The organism is Bacillus sp. KS1 (genome assembly GCF_020075515.1).
Classification (GTDB): Bacteria; Bacillota; Bacilli; order Bacillales; family Bacillaceae; genus Bacillus; species Bacillus velezensis.
The window spans coordinates 485,432-502,412 of sequence record NZ_JACAWW010000019.1; the positions used below are offsets into that span (position 1 = coordinate 485,432).

Genomic DNA, 16,981 nt, shown 5'->3' on the forward strand with positions numbered 1-16,981 from the left:
ATCATGCTGAAAAAACAAACGGTTTGGCTTTTAACAATGCTCAGTCTCGTCGTGGTATTAAGTGTTTATTATATTATGTCGCCGGAAAGCAAAAATGCCGTGCAGATGAAAAGCGAAAAAAGCAGCGGAGAAGTCGCCACTGAAAAAACGCCCGCTCCTGAAACGAAAGATAAGAGCGGAAGCGGTACGGAAAAAGAAGACGGAACAAAAGGAACGAAAGATTCTAAAGGCACAAAAGAGGATAAAGAAACATCAGCCGAAGCATCGGACAAAGACGGATCGGTCGCCACAGAAACAGCTGATGAAAACTTATTTACCGCATACCGTATGGAACTTGAAGACGCGAGAAGCAAAGAGAGGGAACAGTTAAACAGCATTGTTTCAAGTGATGATGCGACCGCAAAGGAAAAAAGCGAAGCCTACGATAAAATGACGGCGCTGAGCAATGCTGAAGGGACGGAAAAACAGCTGGAAACGCTGATTAAAACACAAGGTTACAAAGATGCGCTCGTGGATGCTGAAGGAGACAAAATCAACATTACCGTCATGTCTGACAAACATTCAAACGCAAAAGCTTCCGCTATCATTGACCTGGTGGAAAAAGAAATCAAGACGATGAAAGACGTCGCCGTCACGTTTGAACCGACAAAGTAAGAGACCTGAACCGCCCGCACCCGCTGCGGGCTTTTCTGATGTCATTTTAGATCAGTGTTGAATTTACACAAGCGCTCCTGTAAGATAAACATAGTATGTACTTTTAGTAGCAACCCATAAATTTCTATTTTTTATACATAGGAGTGGAAACTGATGTTAAAAATCAACGAAATTCACGAACTGATAAAAAGAATCGATGAATCTTCCATCGACGAATTTGTTTACGAAATTGAAGGCGTAAGCCTCAAACTGAAAAAAAATGAAGCGCCGGCAGTGAATGTAACGGGACAAGCCCAAGCCGTTCCCGCCGCTTACGCACCTGCTCCGCAGGCTGCAAAACCGGAAGCGCGTGAAGCCGCTCCTGCTCAGGAAGCGCCGAAACAAGACGAAAACCTGCACAAAATTACGTCTCCGATGGTCGGAACGTTTTATGCTTCTTCATCGCCGGAAGCCGGTCCTTACGTAAACCAAGGTTCAAAAGTGAGCGAAAATACAGTTGTTTGTATCGTAGAAGCAATGAAACTCTTTAACGAGATTGAAGCCGAAGTAAAGGGAGAAATCGTTGAAGTGTTAGTTGAAAACGGCCAGCTGGTCGAATACGGACAACCTCTATTTCTTGTAAAAGCTGAGTAAGGAGACCTGCTATTATGATTAAAAAGCTATTGATCGCCAACCGAGGAGAAATCGCCGTCAGAATCATCCGGGCCTGCAAAGAGCTGGGCATTGAAACTGTAGCCGTTTATTCTGAGGCAGATAAAGACGCCCTGCATGTCCAAATGGCCGATGAGGCTTTTTGTATCGGGCCGAAAACATCAAAAGAAAGCTATTTAAATGTAACGAACATCGTCAGCGTCGCAAAGCTGACCGGCACGGATGCGATTCATCCGGGATACGGGTTTTTAGCTGAAAACGCCGACTTTGCCGAGCTGTGCGAGGAATTAAACGTAACGTTTGTCGGACCTACGGCTGACGCCATTTCAAAAATGGGAACAAAAGATATCGCGCGCGACACGATGCAGCTGGCGGGCGTGCCGATTGTGCCCGGTTCAAAAGGAATCATAAAAAATACGGAAGAAGCGGTTTCGCTTGCAGGTGAAATTGGGTATCCTGTCATTATAAAAGCCACTGCGGGCGGAGGCGGTAAAGGCATCCGGGTCGCACGCACAGAAGAAGAACTGATCAAAGGCATTGAGATTACCCAGCAGGAAGCCGCTACGGCATTCGGAAATCCGGGTGTGTACATCGAGAAGTACATAGAAGATTTCCGCCATGTTGAAATTCAGGTGCTTGCGGATAATTACGGAAACACGATCCATCTCGGAGAGCGTGACTGTTCTATCCAAAGACGTCTGCAAAAACTTCTTGAAGAGTCACCGTCACCTGCGCTTGATTCTGAAATCAGGGAGCAGATGGGTGAAGCAGCGGTAAAAGCAGCGAAGGCCGTCGGTTACACGGGAGCCGGCACAGTAGAATTCATTTATGACTACAGAGAACAGCGCTACTACTTCATGGAAATGAACACGCGTATTCAAGTAGAGCACCCTGTCACAGAAATGGTGACGGGAACGGATCTGATCAAAGAACAGATCAAAGTGGCATCCGGACAGGAGCTTTCGCTCAGACAGGAAGACGTTGAATTTAACGGCTGGGCGATTGAATGCCGCATCAACGCTGAAAATCCTGCGAAAAACTTCATGCCTTCACCCGGTAAAATTAACATGTACCTGCCGCCGGGCGGACTTGGTGTACGCGTGGATTCAGCCGCATATCCCGGCTACTCGATCCCGCCGTACTATGACAGTATGATTGCTAAAGTCATCACATACGGAACAACGCGTGATGAGGCAGTCGCACGGATGAAACGCGCGCTGAGCGAATTCGTGATTGAAGGTATTGAAACGACGATTCCGTTCCATTTGAAACTGCTTGAACACGAAACATTTGTCAGCGGAGAGTTTAATACAAAGTTTTTAGAAACATATGATGTAATGGGCTCATAATTTTTGCGGGAGGTGAATTGAATGGAAGACAACAGTGTGCTTAAAATGGATCATGATGAGGCTCATTTAGGCAAGGTTGAAATTGCTCCTGAAGTCATTGAAGTCATTGCCGGCATCGCCGCTTCCGAAGTTGAAGGAGTTGCTGAAATGCGCGGCAATTTCGCCACGGGCGTCGTAGAACGCTTCGGCAAAATCAATCACGGCAAAGGCGTAAAGGTCGATTTAGCCGATGACGGGATTACCATCGACGTCTATTGCGTCGTTCAATTCGGGATCTCGATCCCGAAAGTGGCGGCAAGCGTTCAGGAGAATATCCGCCAAACCTTATTAAACATGACGTCTCTTACCATTAATGAAATCAATATTCATATCGTCGGCATTCAATTTGACACGAAAGCCCAAGAAGTCGAAATCGACGAAGAAATGTAATGAGCGTATAAAAACCAAGGGGATGGGCAGCCCTTTGGTTTTTTATACGTTTCCCGTCATTTCAGGCATGAAGAAAGCCGGCTTACAAACGGCAGCCGAGTTTCTTCATGCTGTGAAATCCGAATGAAATTAATACGGTTTGTGAAAATATTCGGCATTAGGGTGAAAAAACCTAAATTTCGACATGCGATTGAGAAAAAAATATGTTATGATCTCTTTAAGCTTAACGACAAGCGGATAAAGCGGATCTGAAGGAGAAAGAAAATGAAAAGAAGAACAGCTAGAGAAAAAGCTTTGCAGGCACTTTTTCAGATTGATGTCAGCGATATTGCACCGAACGATGCCATTGAGCACGCGCTTGATGGTGAAAAAACAGACGCTTTCTTTGAACAGCTGGTGTACGGAGTGATCGAACATCAGGTTCAGCTTGATGAAATGATTTCCGGCCATCTCGTCAATTGGAAGCTTGACCGGATTGCAAACGTAGACCGCGCGATCCTGCGTCTGGCGGTGTATGAAATGGTTTATTCTGACGACATTCCTGCTAACGTGTCATTAAACGAAGCAATCGAGCTGGCAAAACGGTTCGGCGACGATAAAGCTGCAAAATTCGTAAACGGGGTTCTTTCTAACATTAAAACTGATATCGAATCATAGGAGGAAAGAAAATGACTGCAACAATCATCGACGGAAAAGAAACGGCTAAAGAAAAACGCGAACAATTGGCAAAAGAAGTAGAAGAGCTGAAAGCACAAGGCGTAGTGCCTGGCTTGGCGGTCATTTTAATCGGAGACGATCCCGCTTCTGTTTCATATGTGACAGGCAAGAAAAAAGCCGCTGAAACAATGGGAATGAAATTTAAGCTTGACCGCTTTGACTCAAGCTTAACCGAGGCGGAGCTTTTAACAGTGATTGATCAGTATAATCAAAATCCGGAATTCCACGGCATTCTCGTCCAGCTGCCGCTCCCGGATCATATTTCTGAAAAAGCCGTAATCGAGCGGATCTCCCCTGATAAGGATGTTGACGGTTTCCACCCTCTCAACGTCGGGAAAATGCTGCTTGGCGAAGATACATTTCTTCCATGCACGCCGCACGGAATTGTCGAGTTATTGAAAAAGACGAACGTAGATCTTTCCGGCAAAGAAGTTGTTGTAGTCGGACGAAGCAATATTGTCGGTAAACCGGTCGGCCAGCTGCTGCTGAACGAAAACGCGACCGTCACATATTGCCATTCCCGCACGAAAAATATGTCTGAGCATACGAAAAAAGCAGATATTCTTGTGGTAGCGGTCGGTAAAGCGAATTTCATCAAAGCCGATCAAATCAAAGAGGGCGCCATTGTCATTGATGTCGGCGTCAACCGTCTCGAAAGCGGAAAACTCTGCGGAGACGTTCAGTTTGATGAAGCGAAAGAAAAAGCATCTTTCATTACGCCGGTGCCGGGCGGAGTAGGTCCGATGACCATCACAATGCTTGCGCATAATACTGTTAAATCTGCCAGACGTACGTTATCATAGATAACCGGAGACAGTCACAAAAAGTGTGACAATGAGCACGATACCCGCTTCTTAAGGCTCCTTTCAGCCAGAGCGGGTTTTCTTAGTTTAGGGCAAAAAGCCTTTATGAAAGGAGTGCAGGATGTGAGTGAAGCGGCATATGTCACGGTTTCCGCGCTGACCAAATATATTAAACGAAAATTCGATGTGGACCCTCATCTTGAAGACATTTGGATTAAGGGTGAGCTCTCCAATGTTAAAATTCATACGAGAGGCCACATTTATTTTACATTAAAAGATGAGCATGCCCGCATGCAGGCCGTCATGTTTCAGAGGCAAAGTTCGAGGCTTGCGTTTAAGCCCGAAGACGGAATGAAGGTCATCGTAAGAGGCGGCATCTCCGTCTATGAACCGAGCGGAAGCTATCAGCTGTACGCGAAAGAAATGCAGCCGGACGGTGTGGGGGCGCTCTACTTAGCATATGAAGAATTAAAGAAAAAACTTGCCGGCGAAGGGTTGTTTGATGACCGGCATAAGCAGGCCATCCCCGCTTTTCCGGCCACGATCGGGGTCGTCACGTCACCGACGGGAGCAGCCGTCAGAGACGTCATTACCACACTCAAAAGAAGATACCCCCTTGTGAAAGTCATTGTGCTTCCCGCGCTCGTTCAAGGTGAAAATGCCAGCAGATCGATTGTGAAGCGCATTGAAGAAGCCAATGCACAAAAAATGTGTGACGTCCTGATCGTCGGAAGGGGAGGGGGCTCGATCGAAGAATTGTGGGCATTTAACGAAGAAATCGTGGCCCGGGCGATTTTTGCTTCCGCCATTCCGATTATATCAGCCGTCGGACATGAAACAGATTTTACAATCAGTGATTTCGTCGCGGATATCCGGGCGGCAACGCCGACAGGAGCGGCAGAAATCGCCGTCCCCCACACGACGGACTTAATGGAACGGACAAAAACGGCGGAAGTCCGCCTGACAAGAGCGATGCAGCAGCATATCAGCAAGAAAAAAGAACGGGTTCAATCGCTCCAGTCATCCTACGCGTTCCGTTTTCCGAAACGATTGTATACCCAAAAAGAACAGCAGTTTGACCTTTTGTATCAGCAGTTCCAATCACAGCTCACAGGGCTTACGGACATGAAACAAAGGCAGCTGGAGCGGAATACGTACAGATTAACGGCGCTCCACCCTGAAACCCAGCTGAAACAGGCGAAAAAACGGTACGAGGAGCGCTCAAATCAGCTCGCCCGAAGCATGAATGTCCAGCTGAAGCAGCTTCATTCGCAGTTTCAGACGGTTCTTGGTAAACTGAATGCATTAAGTCCCCTTCAGGTGATGGAGAGAGGATACAGTCTGGCCTATAAAGACAAAGAGCTGATCAAAAGCGTTGATCAAGTGGAACAAAATGATACGCTAGAAGTAAAGATGACAGACGGCGTTCTGACGTGTGAAGTATTGCAAAAGAGAGGCGAACGAAAATGACAGAAACCAAAAAAAGTGAAGAGCTGACATTTGAAGAGGCGATGAAAGGCCTTGAAGGCATTGTGGCAAAGCTTGAAGAAGGAGACGTGCCGCTGGAGCAGGCGATTAATTATTTTCAGGAAGGGATGGCCCTTTCAAAAATGTGCCATGAAAAGCTTCAGCATGTCGAAAAGCAAATGGACTTTATTTTAAAAGATAACGGCGAACTTGCACCTTTCAGCGTTCAGGAGGAAGACGAAGGTGACAAATAAACTGGACGCATTTTTAGCATCGCGCAAACAACTGATTGAACAACAGCTTTCTTTGTATACAGAACGGCTTGCGATGCCTGAAACCCTCAAAAAATCTATGCTGTATTCTTTGGAAGCGGGCGGAAAGAGGCTGCGCCCCCTCGTCGTCTTAGCCGTTCTGAATGCTTACGGAAAAGATGAAAAAGACGGGATTCCGGTCGGATGCGCTGTCGAAATGATTCATACGTATTCTTTAATACATGATGATCTGCCTTGCATGGACGATGATGATCTGCGCCGGGGAAAGCCCACAAACCATAAAGTCTTCGGAGAAGCGGCAGCCGTATTGGCCGGAGACGGGCTTCTGACAGAAAGCTTTAAATTGATCACATCTCATGTGTCTGAGGCGGTTTCAGCAGAAAAACGGCTCCGTCTCGTCGATGAGCTGATCAGCGCGGCGGGAACGGAAGGAATGGTCGGCGGACAGGCTGCCGACATGGAAGCGGAACAAAAGCGGATAACGCTTGAGGAGCTGGAATCCATCCACGAGCGGAAAACGGCCAAGCTCCTCGGTTTTTCCGTGACGGCGGGCGCCATTTTGGCAGATGCGCCGGAGGATGAAGTCGAAAAGCTCCGTTTGTTCAGCAGCCATATCGGCATCGGATTTCAAATCAGAGACGACATCCTTGATATTGAAGGGCATGAGGAGAGGATCGGCAAACCGGTCGGCTCAGACACCTCGAACGAAAAATCAACGTATCCGTCGCTTTTAACGCTTGAAGGCGCGAAAGAAAAGCTTGCGTATCATATCAGCGAGGCGAAACAGATCATCAGCGGCCTTTCTCTTCAGAAAGAATTGCTGCATGACCTCTGTGATTTAATCGCGGCGAGAGATCATTAAAAACGATCCTGATTTGAAGGGGCTGCCGCTCCTATGGTAAAATGTAAGCAGTTTCGATGAAAATACAAAGGGAGTCTTTTTCTTTTTTCAAAAAGACACTGTTTAATTTGCAGAAATTCATGCTGAAAGTGAGTTGATCCGCTTTGGATCTTTTATCAATACAGGACCCGTCATTTCTTAAAAAGATGTCAATTGAACAGCTGGAAGAGCTGAGTGAGGAGATCCGCAATTTCCTCATCACATCGCTGTCTGCCTCTGGCGGCCATATTGGGCCGAACCTCGGGGTTGTCGAGCTGACAATTGCGCTTCACAAAGAATTTGACAGTCCGAAAGATAAATTTTTATGGGATGTCGGACATCAGTCCTATGTTCATAAACTGTTAACCGGACGCGGCAAGGAGTTTGAAACCTTGCGCCAATATAAAGGGCTTTGCGGTTTCCCGAAACGCAGCGAAAGCGAACATGACGTATGGGAAACAGGCCACAGCTCAACCTCGCTCTCAGGCGCGATGGGAATGGCTGCCGCCCGTGATATTAAAGGATCGAAAGAATATATCATCCCGATTATCGGAGACGGCGCTTTAACCGGAGGAATGGCGCTTGAAGCGCTGAACCATATCGGTGATGAGAAAAAAGACATGATCGTCATCCTGAATGATAATGAGATGAGCATTGCGCCGAATGTCGGGGCGATTCATTCTATGCTGGGACGGCTTCGCACGGCCGGCAAATATCAATGGGTAAAAGACGAGCTTGAATATTTATTTAAGCGCATCCCGGCCGTCGGCGGAAAATTGGCCGCCACAGCTGAACGGATAAAAGACAGCTTAAAATATATGCTTGTGTCAGGCATGTTTTTTGAAGAGCTGGGCTTTACGTATTTAGGCCCGGTTGACGGTCATTCCTACCACGAACTGTTTGAAAACCTGCAATACGCCAAAAAAACGAAAGGCCCTGTCCTTTTACATGTCATTACGAAAAAGGGCAAAGGCTATAAACCGGCTGAGACTGACACAATCGGCACATGGCACGGAACGGGTCCGTATAAAATCAATACGGGTGATTTCGTCAAGCCGAAAGCCGCGGCGCCTTCATGGAGCGGACTTGTCAGCGGCACCGTGCAGGAGCTGGCGCGTGAGGATGACAGAATTGTCGCGATTACACCGGCTATGCCGGTCGGCTCTAAACTGGAAGGGTTTGCGAAAGAATTTCCTGAACGCATGTTTGACGTCGGAATCGCAGAACAGCACGCGGCGACGATGGCGGCTGGAATGGCGCTCCAAGGCATGAAGCCGTTTCTTGCGATTTATTCGACCTTTTTGCAGCGGGCGTACGATCAGGTCGTCCATGACATCTGCCGTCAAAACGCGAATGTATTTATCGGCATCGACCGCGCCGGTTTGGTCGGCGCTGACGGGGAGACGCATCAAGGCGTTTTTGACATCGCCTTTTTGCGGCATATACCAAACCTCGTTTTAATGATGCCGAAGGATGAAAATGAAGGCCGCCATATGGTCAATACAGCCCTTTCCTACGAGGAAGGTCCGATTGCGATGCGCTTCCCGCGCGGAAACGGGCTCGGCGTAAAGATGGATAAAGAGATGAAAACCATTCCGATCGGAACATGGGAAGTGCTCCGTCCCGGAAAAGACGCGGTCATTTTAACATTCGGTACGACCATTGAAATGGCGCTGGAAGCGGCTGAAGAACTGCAAAAAGAAGGCCTGTCCGTGCGTGTCGTGAATGCGCGGTTTATAAAACCGATTGATAAACAAATGATGAAGGCCATTCTTAATGAAGGTCTGCCGATTTTAACGATAGAAGAAGCCGTGCTTGAAGGCGGATTCGGCAGCACGATTCTTGAATTCGCTCATGACCTCGGCATGTATCATACACCGATTGACAGAATGGGCATCCCAGACCGGTTTATTGAACACGGCAGCGTAACCGCCCTGCTTGAAGAAATCGGTCTCACGAAGGCTGAGGTTATGAACCGGATAAAACTGCTGATGCCGCCGAAGACACATAAAGGAATTGGATCATGACAGCGAAAAAAGAACGATTAGATGTACTTCTTGTAGAAAAAGGCCTTGCGGAAACGCGGGAAAAAGCGAAACGCGCCATTATGGCGGGCATCGTATACTCAAATGAAAACCGATTGGACAAACCGGGTGAAAAAATCGCCCGGGATCTTCCGTTAACGGTAAAAGGAAACCCTCTTAAATACGTCAGCAGAGGCGGATTAAAGCTTGAAAAAGCCTTGGAAGTGTTTCCTGTCTCGGTAAAAGGCAAAACGATGATTGACATCGGCTCGTCTACAGGGGGATTCACGGATTGCGCCCTCCAAAACGGAGCCGAGCGGTCCTACGCAGTGGATGTCGGCTATAATCAGCTTGCTTGGAAGCTCAGACAGGACGAGAGGGTCGTCGTCATGGAACGGACGAATTTCCGCTATTCCGAGCCTTCCGATTTCACAGAGGGTTTGCCGGAATTTGCGACAATCGATGTTTCTTTCATCTCACTCCGCCTCATTCTGCCGGTTTTAAAAACGCTGCTTGTACCGGGGAGCGATTGTATCGCACTGGTAAAGCCGCAATTTGAAGCCGGACGGGAATCCGTCGGAAAAAAAGGCATTGTCAGAGATCCCGGCGTTCATACTGACGTTCTCCGCCGCATGAATCAATTTGCCGCTTCTGAAGGATATACAGTAAAAGGACTGTCCTTCTCACCGATTACAGGGGGAGACGGCAATATTGAGTTTCTGCTTCATTTGGAATGGGGCGGAGAAGACGGAAACGGCGCTGAACTGCCGGAAGAAGACATTCTCCGTACCGTCCGCGAAGCACATGAAAGATTAAAAGCCAAAAAGACAGATGTACCGGAATAATAGGGGGCTATTATTCCTTTTTTCTGCCATCATGTACTTTTTATCAAGAAGCGGTTAACATAATGACAAGAACAGCTTGAAAACAGAGGTGCTTACATGACAAAAGGCCAAAGGCATATAAAAATCAGAGAGCTTATTACAAGCCATGAGATTGAAACGCAGGATGACTTAGTTGACATGCTGAGAGAAGAAGGATATAAGGTAACCCAGGCGACTGTCTCCAGAGACATTAAAGAGCTGCATCTCGTAAAGGTGCCGACGAACAACGGCTCCTACAAATACAGCCTGCCGGCGGATCAGCGGTTCAATCCGCTGTCAAAACTGAAGCGTTCATTAATGGATGCGTTCGTAAAAATTGACTCAGCAAGCCATATGATCGTATTAAAAACGATGCCGGGGAATGCTCAGGCAATCGGCGCTCTGATGGATAATCTCGAATGGGAAGAAATCATGGGCACGATCTGCGGAGATGACACGATCTTAATCATCTGCAGGACGCCTGAAGATACGGAGGGCGTTCAAAGCCGTCTTTTGGAGCTGCTGTAGCGTAATTATCAGATAAAAGGTGGAATGCTGTTTGTTAGCTGAACTATCAATAAAAAACTTTGCCATTATAGAGGAACTGACGATTTCGTTTGAACGGGGGCTCACCGTCCTGACGGGAGAAACAGGGGCCGGCAAGTCAATTATTATAGACGCCGTTTCCCTATTAGTCGGCGGCCGCGGCTCGTCTGAATTTGTCCGTTACGGTGAAACAAAGGCCGAGCTTGAAGGACTGTTTCTATTGGACAGCGGTCATCCCGTTTTTGAAGTATGCCGTGAGCAGGGAATAGACGCATCTGACGACATGATTGTCATGAGAAGGGACATTAATGCCGGAGGAAAAAGCGTCTGCCGTGTCAACGGAAAATTAGTGACGATTGCGGCTTTAAGGGAGATCGGCAGACTTTTATTAGATATTCACGGACAGCATGATAACCAGCTGTTAATGGAAGATGACAAACACTTGGAGCTTTTGGACAGGTTTGCGGGCGCTGAGGCCGAATCCGCGCTTCAGGCTTACCATGAAGGCTATGAGCGTTATATGAAGCTGCTCAAAAAAGTGAAGAAGCTGTCAGAAAGCGAGCAGGAAATGGCGCATCGGTTAGACCTGATTCAATTTCAGCTTGAAGAAATCGAGTCGGCGAAGCTTGAATTGAATGAAGACGAACTTCTTCAGGAAGAGCGGAAGCAGATATCCAACTTTGAAAAAATTTATGAATCATTGCAAAACGCCTATAATGCGCTCCGCAGCGAGCAGGGGGGGCTTGACTGGGTCGGAATGGCCTCTGCCCAGCTTGAAGATATTTCGGATATCAATGAACCGCTGCAAAAGCTGTCTGAAAGTGTGTCAAGTTCCTATTATCTGCTGGAGGATGCAACCTTTCAGATGCGCAATCTGTTAGATGATCTGGAATATGACCCGGAACGGCTGAATTTTATTGAAACCCGTTTAAATGAGATCAAACAGCTGAAGCGCAAATACGGAGCGACGGTAGAAGACATTTTGGAATACGGCTCCAAAATAGAAGAGGAAATCGATCAAATCGAGAACCGCGACAGCCACCTTGAAGCGCTGAAGAAGGAATTGGAGTCGGTCGGCAAAGATGTGGCCGTAGAAGCCGCCAATTTATCAAAAATCAGAAAAGCTTGGGCCAAGAAACTGGCGGAAGCGATTCATCAGGAATTAAAAAGTCTGTATATGGGCAAATCAACGTTTGATACGGAATTTCTCGTGAAAACCGATCCGTCAGCCAGTGAAGCACCGGTTGTTAACGGGCAGCCCGTGCAGCTTACCCAAAAGGGGATTGACCTTGTGAAGTTTTTAATTTCAACAAACACCGGTGAGCCTTTAAAACCGCTGTCAAAGGTCGCTTCCGGAGGCGAGCTTTCAAGGGTGATGCTGGCGATGAAGAGTATTTTTTCTTCCCAGCAGGATGTCACCTCCATCATCTTTGACGAAGTGGACACCGGTGTAAGCGGGCGGGTTGCCCAAGCCATCGCGGAAAAAATCCATAAAGTATCGACCGGTTCACAGGTGCTCTGCATTACACACCTGCCGCAGGTTGCCGCCATGGCGGATACGCACCTTCTGATCGCAAAAGAATTCAAAGACGGCCGGACGACAACGCATGTCACGCCGCTTTCCAAACAGGACAAGGTAGCGGAAATCGGCCGCATGATTGCGGGCGTTGAAGTGACTGATCTGACAAAACGGCATGCACAAGAGCTTTTAAAACAGGCCGGACAGGTAAAAACGACAGGATAAGCTGCTGATACATGCAGCTTATTTTTTTGTTCCATTTCTCTAACAGTGTATCCAATGTTTTTCTTCGTATGCCGGTTATAAATCAAGCGCAGGAAGGCAAAAGTATAGATGTAGCAGAAAAAGAAAGTGGTGTGGGATAGGAGCGAGGAGAGTGAAGGAATGAATGCACGATAACATGAGGAAAGCAATAGGTGTAATTCTCCTTGTTTCTTTACTAAGTGTAGGCTTTTTTAAGCCATTTAAAGAATATTTACTGATACCGTCAGAAATGAGCGTCTTTGAAAACCAGACACAGGCCGTTCCGGTCAATGCATCAATAAGCGCTGAAAAGGGCGAATTATCAGAAGCCTTTACGCTGAAAGAAGAGCACGGCCATGCAAACATAACAGGGCAAACACAAGGCCGGTCAGAAGTAGTATATGATCTTGCCGGGTTTCCCATTAAAAAAACGAAAGTGCGTGTCCTTCCAGAATTGAAGGTCATTCCGGGCGGACAGTCCATCGGTGTAAAACTGCATTCAGTCGGTGTTTTGGTCGTCGGTTTTCACCAGGTGATGACAAAGGATGGGAAAAAGTCTCCGGGAGAACAAGCGGGAATTGAATCTGGCGACATCATTATTAAAATGAACGGACATAAAATTGAAAAAATGAGCGACATCGCCCCGTTTATTCAAAAAGCGGGCAAAACCGGTGAATCTTTGGATTTATTGGTGAAACGCGATAAGCAAAAAATCAAAACAAAGCTGATTCCGACAAAGGACGAAGCCGAGGGGAAATATCGAATCGGCCTTTATATCCGCGATTCGGCAGCCGGCATCGGCACCATGACATTTTTTGAACCGAAAACAAAAAAATACGGCGCATTGGGCCACGTCATCTCTGATATGGATACAAAAAAACCGATTGTTGTAGAAGACGGAGAAATCGTCCGTTCAACTGTAACATCGATTGAAAAAGGAAAAGGCGGCAATCCCGGCGAAAAACTGGCAAGGTTTTCGTCAGAACGGAAAACGATCGGCGATATTAACCGTAACAGCCCGTTCGGCATTTTCGGGACACTGCATCAGCCGATTAAAAACAACATTTCCGACAAAGCGCTTCCGATTGCTTTGTCAAATGAAGTAAAAAAAGGACCTGCACAAATGCTGACGGTTATCGAAAACGATAAAGTAGAGAAATTTGATATTGAAATCGTCAGCACCACGCCGCAAAAATTCCCGGCGACAAAGGGAATGGTGTTGAAAGTGACAGATCCGAAACTGTTGAAAAGAACCGGCGGAATCGTTCAGGGGATGAGCGGAAGCCCGATCATCCAGAACGGAAAGGTCGTGGGAGCCGTAACCCACGTATTTGTCAATGATCCGACAAGCGGCTACGGCGTTCATATCGAATGGATGCTGTCTGAAGCGGGTGTTGATGTTTACGGAAAAGACAAAGCAAGCTGACTGCCGGATGATCCGGCAGTTTTTTTATGTGATGCGTTCTTCACTTCTTTCCTGGATTCATGTAAAATAAGACATGAAGATTTTTCGACAAATTCACGTTTCCTGATTTGTCAAACTTAATTTTTAGTCGAAAAACCTAGAAAATGCTAGAAAAACAAAGATATACCACTATTATTGGTAAATATGGATTTTTTAAAAGGGGAAGTAGTGGTTTTGTCGAATGTAACATATAGCAGTCAAATGGGTTGCGTCCTGTTAATACATTGGGGGAGGAAGAAACGTGGAGAAAATTAAAGTTTGTGTTGCTGATGATAATCGAGAGCTTGTAAGCCTGTTGAGTGAATATATAGAGGGACAGGATGATATGGAAGTGATCGGCGTTGCTTATAACGGACAGGAATGTCTTTCGTTGTTTAAAGATAAGAATCCCGATGTGCTCGTTTTAGACATTATCATGCCGCATCTGGACGGACTTGCGGTTTTGGAGCGTCTGCGGGAATCAGAGCTCGAGAAGCAGCCGAACGTCATCATGCTGACGGCATTCGGTCAGGAAGACGTAACGAAAAAAGCCGTCGATTTAGGCGCGTCCTATTTTATCCTGAAGCCGTTTGATATGGAAAACCTTGTCGGCCATATCCGCCAGGTAAGCGGAAATGTCAGCAGTGTCACACACCGTGCGCCGTCTGCGCAAAGCAGCATTATCCGCAGCCAGCCGGAGCCGAAGCGGAAAAATCTCGATGCCAGCATTACAAGCATTATCCATGAGATCGGTGTGCCTGCCCATATCAAAGGCTATCTTTATTTGCGTGAAGCCATTTCCATGGTGTATAACGATATTGAACTCCTCGGCAGCATCACAAAAGTCCTTTATCCCGACATCGCCAAAAAATTCAACACGACCGCAAGCCGTGTAGAACGGGCCATCCGCCACGCCATTGAAGTCGCATGGAGCAGGGGAAATATTGATTCCATTTCTTCACTGTTCGGATATACGGTAAGCATGACAAAAGCAAAACCAACCAACTCGGAATTCATCGCGATGGTTGCTGACAAGCTGAGATTGGAGCATAAAGCTTCGTAACGCAAGCTTTTGGCTAGATGTCTTTTTCGCGCCTTCTATTCCGTGCATGAACGCGGAAGAGAAGGCGTTTTGAATTTTTGCTGACGAAAACAATGGGAATCACCCACGCTGGTACTTGTTCTATACATAAATGCGGGGTCTATGCCGTCTACACGTATAATACCGGAGCTGATATTTTAATGATTTTGCCGTCTCTGAAATAAAAGCGGGGGATGCGGCGGCTTAACACAGATAAGACTTCGTAGCTGATCGTACCGAGCATTTCGGCAATTTCATCAACGGAAATCTCGGCTCCTTGTTGTTTACCGTAGATGACGACTTCTTCTCCTTGTTTGCCCTCATTCTCACCTAAACTGACCATGATCATATCCATTGTCACTCTCCCCGCCACCGGCACCCGCCTGCCGCGGTGCAGAATAAACCCGCGGTTGGACAGGGCGCGGGAGTAACCGTCAGCATAGCCGACCGGAATCGTCGCGATGATTTCACCCGGTTCGGCGATATATGTGGCACCATAACTGACGGTCCGGGGATCTGTCACCATAGCTTTCACATAAGCGATACGCGCCTTTAAACTTAGTGCGGGTGTGAGATCCACGAGGTTCAGTTCCTTTATCGAGGCGGACGGATATAAACCATATAAACCAATACCTAAACGGATCATGTCGGCGCTGAATTCCGGGAATGCGATAGCGGCGGCTGTATTGCACATATGCACGGTGGGCAGCGTAATGTCTTGATTTTTTAAAAAGCTGAGAAAGCTGATAAACTTTTCGTGCTGCAGCATCGTCAGCTCAGTGTCCGGTTCATCCGCTGTTGAAAAATGTGTAAAGATGCCATCCCATGACAGATATGTACTCGACTTGAGCGCTTTCACCACTGCTAAAAGATCTTCTTCCGTACGCACACCCAGCCGGCCCATTCCGGTATCCACATTGATATGAATGGACAGCCGTTTCGAATCTGCTTCTTTTTCTAATATCCGATTCGCTTTTTTGATCCAGCTGACCTGAAACGCTGATAATGTTATGTTCCAAACGGCAGATTTTTTCACACAGCTGAGAGCTGTGAAGCCGAGCACGAGAATAGGTGCCGTAATTCCCGCTCTCCGTAACACAATTCCCTCTTCGACGCTGGCGACAGCGAGCTCGCTCGCCCCGCTTTCCAGTGCCTGCCGCGCTACTTCCACAGAGCCGTGGCCATAAGCGTTAGCTTTTACGACGGCCATAATTTTAGACGTATTCGGAATATGGCGGCGGATCGCCCGTATGTTCTTTTTTATCGCATCAAGGTCAACTTCAATCCAAACTTCCCGGCAAAGTTTTTTCATCACGATTCCTTCTTTCCTTAATGAGTTTCAGTACTCATGCTTTCAATCTGCATTCTATTCACCTTGAACTGAAATCATTCAAAACATGGAAAGGTGATCGCTGATGTTTAAAAATCTAGTTTTCGGGAAATCAGTGAGCCTGCTTATTTATGCAGTAAGGGCTGCTTGTCAGCCCTTAAATTGACTTTACAATATTCTGATCTGAAAATTGGTGTTCAAACATTTTGGTGTGGCTCACAGCATTGTTTTGAATGACAATGCCGATATTTCCCCCTCCGGCACCGAAAACGGTTTTTGATGCAGTCAGCGGACTGATGGATATGGCGCCGCCAACATTGACAACTCCGTTTCCTGATACGTTGTTTATCGTAATCGGGCAACCGCTCATTCTATTTTTTCTCCTTTCTCTCACAGTCTACTAACTATATGTACGCTGTGATATGGAATAAGATTAAACAAAACGGCAAAAAGAATCCGGCTGCTGCCAGCCGGAAAGGGAGGGGAATACGGATGTCATAATGTTTTCGTTACATTTTGATCAGAGTATTGAGAGCTTGAAGATTGAGACGTACTGGATTGATTCATTTGCAGGACCATCCCTGTATTTCCCCCACCTGAGCCGTAGACGGTTTTTGATACGGTTAAAGGACTTATCGAAAACGCACCGCCGACATTGACAACCCCGTTTCCGGAAAGACTGTTAATCGTAATAGGAAAACCAGCCATC

General features: G+C 47.0%; 18 protein-coding genes. 15 read left to right on the top strand and 3 right to left on the bottom strand.

Annotated elements, in window-relative coordinates:
- Positions 1 to 3: 3 nt before the first annotated feature.
- From HWY38_RS16210 to spo0A, 15 genes are all read left to right on the top strand, one after another.
- Positions 4 to 654, top strand: a complete 651-nt coding sequence (locus HWY38_RS16210) for a SpoIIIAH-like family protein (RefSeq protein ID WP_007408346.1) — start codon at positions 4 to 6, stop codon at positions 652 to 654.
- Between the two features lie 153 nt (positions 655 to 807).
- Positions 808 to 1,287 (top strand): acetyl-CoA carboxylase biotin carboxyl carrier protein, encoded by a 480-nt coding sequence (accB, locus tag HWY38_RS16215; protein WP_007612510.1) that lies wholly within the window; start codon positions 808 to 810, stop codon positions 1,285 to 1,287.
- Between the two features lie 14 nt (positions 1,288 to 1,301).
- Positions 1,302 to 2,654 (top strand): acetyl-CoA carboxylase biotin carboxylase subunit, encoded by a 1,353-nt coding sequence (gene accC / locus HWY38_RS16220; RefSeq protein ID WP_007408348.1) that lies wholly within the window; start codon positions 1,302 to 1,304, stop codon positions 2,652 to 2,654.
- Positions 2,655 to 2,675: 21 nt separating this feature from the next.
- The gene (locus HWY38_RS16225; protein ID WP_003153156.1) at positions 2,676 to 3,083 is read left to right on the top strand and encodes an Asp23/Gls24 family envelope stress response protein; all 408 of its coding nucleotides are present in this window, start codon (positions 2,676 to 2,678) and stop codon (positions 3,081 to 3,083) included.
- A gap of 264 nt (positions 3,084 to 3,347) precedes the next feature.
- Complete coding sequence (gene nusB, locus HWY38_RS16230; protein WP_007408349.1) at positions 3,348 to 3,740, top strand: transcription antitermination factor NusB; 393 nt, start codon at positions 3,348 to 3,350, stop codon at positions 3,738 to 3,740.
- Between the two features lie 11 nt (positions 3,741 to 3,751).
- A complete protein-coding gene (gene folD, locus HWY38_RS16235) occupies positions 3,752 to 4,603 on the top strand; it encodes a bifunctional methylenetetrahydrofolate dehydrogenase/methenyltetrahydrofolate cyclohydrolase FolD (protein WP_007408350.1) in 852 nt (283 codons plus the stop codon).
- Between the two features lie 123 nt (positions 4,604 to 4,726).
- Complete coding sequence (gene xseA, locus HWY38_RS16240) at positions 4,727 to 6,073, top strand: exodeoxyribonuclease VII large subunit (protein WP_015388015.1); 1,347 nt, start codon at positions 4,727 to 4,729, stop codon at positions 6,071 to 6,073.
- Complete coding sequence (locus HWY38_RS16245; RefSeq protein ID WP_007408352.1) at positions 6,070 to 6,324, top strand: exodeoxyribonuclease VII small subunit; 255 nt, start codon at positions 6,070 to 6,072, stop codon at positions 6,322 to 6,324. Before xseA ends, HWY38_RS16245 begins: the two co-directional genes overlap by 4 nt.
- Positions 6,314 to 7,204: a polyprenyl synthetase family protein gene (locus HWY38_RS16250; RefSeq protein ID WP_007408353.1), complete on the top strand. Its 891-nt coding sequence runs from the start codon at positions 6,314 to 6,316 to the stop codon at positions 7,202 to 7,204. The genes HWY38_RS16245 and HWY38_RS16250 overlap by 11 nt, the downstream gene beginning before the upstream one ends.
- A gap of 143 nt (positions 7,205 to 7,347) precedes the next feature.
- Complete coding sequence (gene dxs / locus HWY38_RS16255) at positions 7,348 to 9,249, top strand: 1-deoxy-D-xylulose-5-phosphate synthase (RefSeq protein ID WP_224182198.1); 1,902 nt, start codon at positions 7,348 to 7,350, stop codon at positions 9,247 to 9,249.
- On the top strand, positions 9,246 to 10,091 hold the full coding sequence (locus HWY38_RS16260) for a TlyA family RNA methyltransferase (RefSeq protein WP_224182199.1): 846 nt from the start codon (positions 9,246 to 9,248) through the stop codon (positions 10,089 to 10,091). Before dxs ends, HWY38_RS16260 begins: the two co-directional genes overlap by 4 nt.
- Positions 10,092 to 10,187: 96 nt before the next feature.
- Complete coding sequence (ahrC, locus tag HWY38_RS16265) at positions 10,188 to 10,637, top strand: transcriptional regulator AhrC/ArgR (RefSeq protein ID WP_003153173.1); 450 nt, start codon at positions 10,188 to 10,190, stop codon at positions 10,635 to 10,637.
- Between the two features lie 31 nt (positions 10,638 to 10,668).
- Positions 10,669 to 12,399 carry a DNA repair protein RecN gene (gene recN / locus HWY38_RS16270; protein WP_007408359.1) on the top strand — a complete coding sequence of 577 codons (1,731 nt, stop codon included), beginning with the start codon at positions 10,669 to 10,671 and terminating at the stop codon, positions 12,397 to 12,399.
- A gap of 163 nt (positions 12,400 to 12,562) precedes the next feature.
- Positions 12,563 to 13,843, top strand: a complete 1,281-nt coding sequence (gene spoIVB / locus HWY38_RS16275) for a SpoIVB peptidase (protein WP_007408360.1) — start codon at positions 12,563 to 12,565, stop codon at positions 13,841 to 13,843.
- 280 nt (positions 13,844 to 14,123) lie between these two features.
- Positions 14,124 to 14,924, top strand: coding sequence for a sporulation transcription factor Spo0A (spo0A, locus tag HWY38_RS16280; protein ID WP_003153177.1), 801 nt, complete (start codon positions 14,124 to 14,126; stop codon positions 14,922 to 14,924).
- A 148-nt stretch (positions 14,925 to 15,072) separates the two neighbouring features.
- Here spo0A and alr read toward each other — a convergent pair whose 3' ends face one another.
- The 3 genes from alr to HWY38_RS16295 form a co-directional block, all read right to left on the bottom strand.
- Complete coding sequence (gene alr, locus HWY38_RS16285) at positions 15,073 to 16,254, bottom strand: alanine racemase (RefSeq protein ID WP_224182200.1); 1,182 nt, start codon at positions 16,252 to 16,254, stop codon at positions 15,073 to 15,075.
- A gap of 175 nt (positions 16,255 to 16,429) precedes the next feature.
- Complete coding sequence (locus HWY38_RS16290; RefSeq protein WP_014418351.1) at positions 16,430 to 16,642, bottom strand: spore germination protein; 213 nt, start codon at positions 16,640 to 16,642, stop codon at positions 16,430 to 16,432.
- 125 nt (positions 16,643 to 16,767) lie between these two features.
- Positions 16,768 to 16,980, bottom strand: a complete 213-nt coding sequence (locus HWY38_RS16295) for a spore germination protein (RefSeq protein WP_007408362.1) — start codon at positions 16,978 to 16,980, stop codon at positions 16,768 to 16,770.
- Between the last annotated feature and the right edge of the window lies 1 nt (position 16,981).